Origin of the sequence: Snodgrassella alvi (genome assembly GCF_002777745.1) — a bacterium.
Taxonomy (GTDB): Bacteria; Pseudomonadota; Gammaproteobacteria; order Burkholderiales; family Neisseriaceae; genus Snodgrassella; species Snodgrassella alvi_D.
Map to the genome: position 1 here is coordinate 1 of NZ_MEIO01000024.1, position 4,107 is coordinate 4,107.

At 40.7% G+C, this 4,107-nt stretch carries 5 protein-coding genes; all 5 read right to left on the reverse strand.

The annotated features are described in order from the left end of the window. A partial coding sequence (locus BHC51_RS01155; RefSeq protein ID WP_143558718.1) for a hypothetical protein occupies positions 1–736 on the reverse strand: 736 nt, incomplete at its 3' end. A gap of 170 nt (positions 737–906) precedes the next feature. Next, positions 907–1,167, reverse strand: a complete 261-nt coding sequence (locus BHC51_RS01160; RefSeq protein ID WP_100153126.1) for a hypothetical protein — start codon at positions 1,165–1,167, stop codon at positions 907–909. Positions 1,168–1,213: 46 nt separating this feature from the next. Further along, positions 1,214–2,107: a hypothetical protein gene (locus BHC51_RS01165; protein WP_143558720.1), complete on the reverse strand. Its 894-nt coding sequence runs from the start codon at positions 2,105–2,107 to the stop codon at positions 1,214–1,216. Between the two features lie 283 nt (positions 2,108–2,390). Beyond that, positions 2,391–3,260, reverse strand: coding sequence for a hypothetical protein (locus tag BHC51_RS01170; RefSeq protein ID WP_100153128.1), 870 nt, complete (start codon positions 3,258–3,260; stop codon positions 2,391–2,393). A 283-nt stretch (positions 3,261–3,543) separates the two neighbouring features. Further along, on the reverse strand, positions 3,544–4,107 hold a 564-nt coding region (locus BHC51_RS12615), incomplete at its 5' end, for a hypothetical protein (protein ID WP_218966361.1).

Here is a 4,107-nt window from a genome sequence, read left to right on the forward strand (position 1 = left end):
TGATATGAAATTTATCATTATAAAACATATGACTACAAAAATTTTTATGCTCAGAAAACTCGCAACCCATATAAGTTTTAATATTGCCGGCCTGATCTTTTTTGAGCAAAATATCCTTGGCATTAACATCCGATTTCCACGGTTCACCGGTTTTGGGATCAATGCCATTATTGGCCCGATATACGGTTAAGCCATACAGCGGCTGTGGCTGCTGGATATAATCAATATTGGAAACTTCTTTTGATATTTTAAAGCCTTCCTGCACATAGGCATTAAAATTCAGCGGCGCAGCATCATATTCACCATAGATAATGACATCGGCCCATGGAAAAGGTTTGCCATACGGGATTAAGGTTTCATTATCGCGGCGGTAATCCTCTTCTGTTTGCCGGAAAGAGGTATAAATATCGCCGTCAGTAATCCGATACAGGAAACCAAATGATTCAATCGGCAAGTCATAAGATTCCGGCGGGCGCTGGTATTTGGCTTTGATTTTCGGATCGGCAAAATCGCCCGGATCGCCGATATAGCGTGCCCAGCCATCAATCACGCCCGCGGGGATGCTGATGGAGTGTGTGCCGAGTTTGCCAATAGTATCGGCGCGGCCACGGCTATCGCGATTATAGAATGGTACCTGTGCCTGCTGTTCGCTTACAAAATAGTCACAGCCGGCAAGCAGCAATACCTGCCACAGCAGCACCAAGATAAGTAGACTTTTTCTAAATCCAGACTTCATAAGCAGCCCTATTGTTCTATTTTATAGAGTAAAAATTAACATAAATTTTACAAAAAGAAAAGAAAAAGAAGGCGATTTTAAAAATTTTATTGTTTTAAATTAAATGTTAAACAACAGTTCAGTATTCATGTATACGCGCTGGATTAATAAATATTTACATTATACTAAGTTTAACCAGCGCGGCGTATCTTATTGGTTTCGTCGTCCGTTAAAATATGGTGATGTTCTTTCGCCACCGCCTGCATAAATTCCAGCGCGCCATTGCCGGTAAAGGTATCCGCCGATGCCACCCCATACGCCCATTTAGCATAATGATAGCCACGTTTGGCCAGTTGCAGATACACCTCGCCAACATCGTTCAAATCCCCATTTTCAATCTGTTTACGCCATGCCTGAATTTCGCTTTTGCTTACTTTTTTTGCTTCTAACATAGTGCTCTCCTTGAAAATAATCAATAAGTTATACCACTACTACAAACTATGCCTTACCAATCTGTTTGCCCAGCAGCCTGCCTTCTGGGCTTACGCGCCAGCTATCCAGTATTTTGATAATATTGCCCTCTATTTCCTGCCATTGCGGCAGATAAGTTCGGTTATAACCAATAAGTACCCTGATATGCCAGTCATCGTTATAAAACATATGGTTACAAATATTTATATACTGAGTAAATTGACAGTCGATATAGGTTTTAATATTGTCGGCCTGATCTTTTTTAATCATTCGATCTTTGGCAAGGGTATCCGATTTCCATGGTTCGCTGGTTTCCGGATCAATACCATTATTGGCTTTATATACAGTTAAACCATACAGCGGCTGTGGCTGCTGGATATAATCAATATTGGTAACTTCTTTTGATACTCTAAAGTCATCCTGAAGCGTAAAATTAAAATTCAACGGTGCAGCAGCATCATATTCACCATAGATAATGACATCAGCCCAAGGGAAAGGTTTGCCATACGGGATTAAGGTTTCATTATCGCGGCGATAATCCTGTTGTGTCTGCCGGAAAGAGGTATAAATATCACCATCAGTAATCCGATACAGGAAACCAAATGATTCAATCGGTAAATCATAGGTTTTAGGTGGCCGCTGGTATTTGGCTTTGATTTTCGGATCGGCAAAATCGCCCGGATCGCCCATATAGCGTGCCCAGCCATCAATCACGCCCGCGGGGATGCTGATGGAGTGAGTACCGAGTTTGCCAATGGTGTCATAACGCCCATGACTATCCTGATTGCGGAATGGTTCCGGTACCTGCTGCGCTGATTGTTTTTCCGGCTGTTCGCTCACATAATAGTCACAGCCGGCAAGCAGCAATACCTGCCACAGCAGCATCACAATAAGTAGACTTTTTCTAAATCCAGACTTCATAAGCAGCCTTTTTCTTTATTTTTTAATACAAAAGTTAACACAACATTAATACAAGGAAAAGAGAGAAATTCAGAATTATTTTTAATTTTATTGTTTTAAATTAGATACTAGCCAATATTTATTAATTATCTAATCAGTATTATTTAAAGAAACCTTGCGCCCATTTGGCATAACCATTTTCAATCTGTTTACGCCATGCTCTGATTTCGGCTGCCGATACTTTTTTCGCTTCTAACATAGTGCTTTCCCTGAGATAATCAATAAGTTATACCACTACTACAAACTATGCCTTACCAATCTGTTTGCCCAGCAGCCTGCCTTCTGGGCTTACGCGCCAGCTATCCAGTATTTTGATAATATTGCTCTCCATCTCCTGCCACTGCGGCAGATAAGTACGGCTATAGCTAATAAGTACCCTGATATGCCATTTATCACTATAAAACATATGATCACATGAATTTATATGATGAGTGAATTGACAATCTATGTAGGTTTTAATATTGCCGGCCTGATCTTTTTTGATAAAAATATCCTTGGCATTGTCATCCCATTTCCACGGCTCGCCGGTTTTTGGATCAATACCATTATTGGCACGATATACGGTTAAGCCATACAGCGGTTGTTCCTGCTGGATATAGTCAAAATGGGTGATTTCTTTCGCCAATTTGAACTCATTCTGAACAGTGAAGTTAAAATTCAACGGCGTAGCATCATATTCACCATAGATAATGACATCAGCCCAAGGGAAAGGTTTGCCATACGGGATTAAGGTTTCATTATCGCGGCGGTAATCCTCTTCTGTTTGCCGGAAAGAGGTATAAATATCGCCGTCAGTAATCCGATACAGGAAACCAAATGATTCAATCGGCAAGTCATAAGATTCTGGCGGGCGCTGGTATTTGGCTTTGATTTTCGGATCGGCAAAATCGCCCGGATCGCCGATATAGCGTGCCCAGCCATCAATCACGCCCGCGGGGATGCTGATGGATTGAGTACCGAGTTTGCCAATAGTATCGGCGCGGCCACGGCTATCGCGATTATAGAATGGTACATGTGCCTGCTGTTCGCTTACAAAATAGTCACAGCCGGCAAGCAGCAATACCTGCCACAGCAGCACCAAGATAAGTAGACTTTTTCTAAATCCAGACTTCATAAGCAGCCTTTTTCTTTATTTTTTAATACAAAAGTTAACGCAACATTAATACAAAGAAAAGAGAGAAATTCAGAATTATTTTCAATTTTATTGTTTTAAATTAGATACTAGCCAATATTTATTAATTATCTAATCAGTATGATTTAAAGAAACATTGCGCCCATTTGGCATAACCATTTTCAATCTGTTTACGCCATGCCTGAATTTCGCTTTTGCTTACTTTTTTTGCTTCTAACATAGTGCTCTCCCTGAGATAATCAATAAGTTATACCACTACTACAAACTAGGCTTTACCAATCTGTTTGCCCAGCAGCCTGCCTTCTGGGCTTACGCGCCAGCTATCCAGTATATTGATAATATTGCTCTCCATCTGCTGCCATTGCGGCAGATAAGTACGGTTATAACTAATTGATACTCTGATATGAAATTTATCATTATAAAACATATGACTACAAAAATTTTTATGCTCAGAAAACTCGCAACCCATATAAGTTTTAATATTGCCGGCCTGATCTTTTTTGAGCAAAATATCCTTGGCATTAACATCCGATTTCCACGGTTCACCGGTTTTGGGATCAATGCCATTATTGGCCCGATATACGGTTAAGCCATACAGCGGCTGTGGCTGCTGGATATAATCAATATTGGAAACTTCTTTTGATATTTTAAAGCCTTCCTGCACATAGGCATTAAAATTCAGCGGCGCAGCATCATATTCACCATAGATAATGACATCGGCCCATGGAAAAGGTTTGCCATACGGGATTAAGGTTTCATTATCGCGGCGGTAATCTTCTTCTGTTTGCCGGAAAGAGGTATAAATATCGCCGTCAGTAATCCGATACAG

Bases quoted from the DNA above. Each gene is read 5' to 3' on its own strand.
- BHC51_RS01160 (WP_100153126.1), bottom strand. From the start codon at position 1,167: ATGTTAGAAGCAAAAAAAGTAAGCAAAAGCGAAATTCAGGCATGGCGT.
- BHC51_RS01165 (WP_143558720.1), bottom strand. From the start codon at position 2,107: ATGAAGTCTGGATTTAGAAAAAGTCTACTTATTGTGATGCTGCTGTGG.
- BHC51_RS01170 (WP_100153128.1), bottom strand. From the start codon at position 3,260: ATGAAGTCTGGATTTAGAAAAAGTCTACTTATCTTGGTGCTGCTGTGG.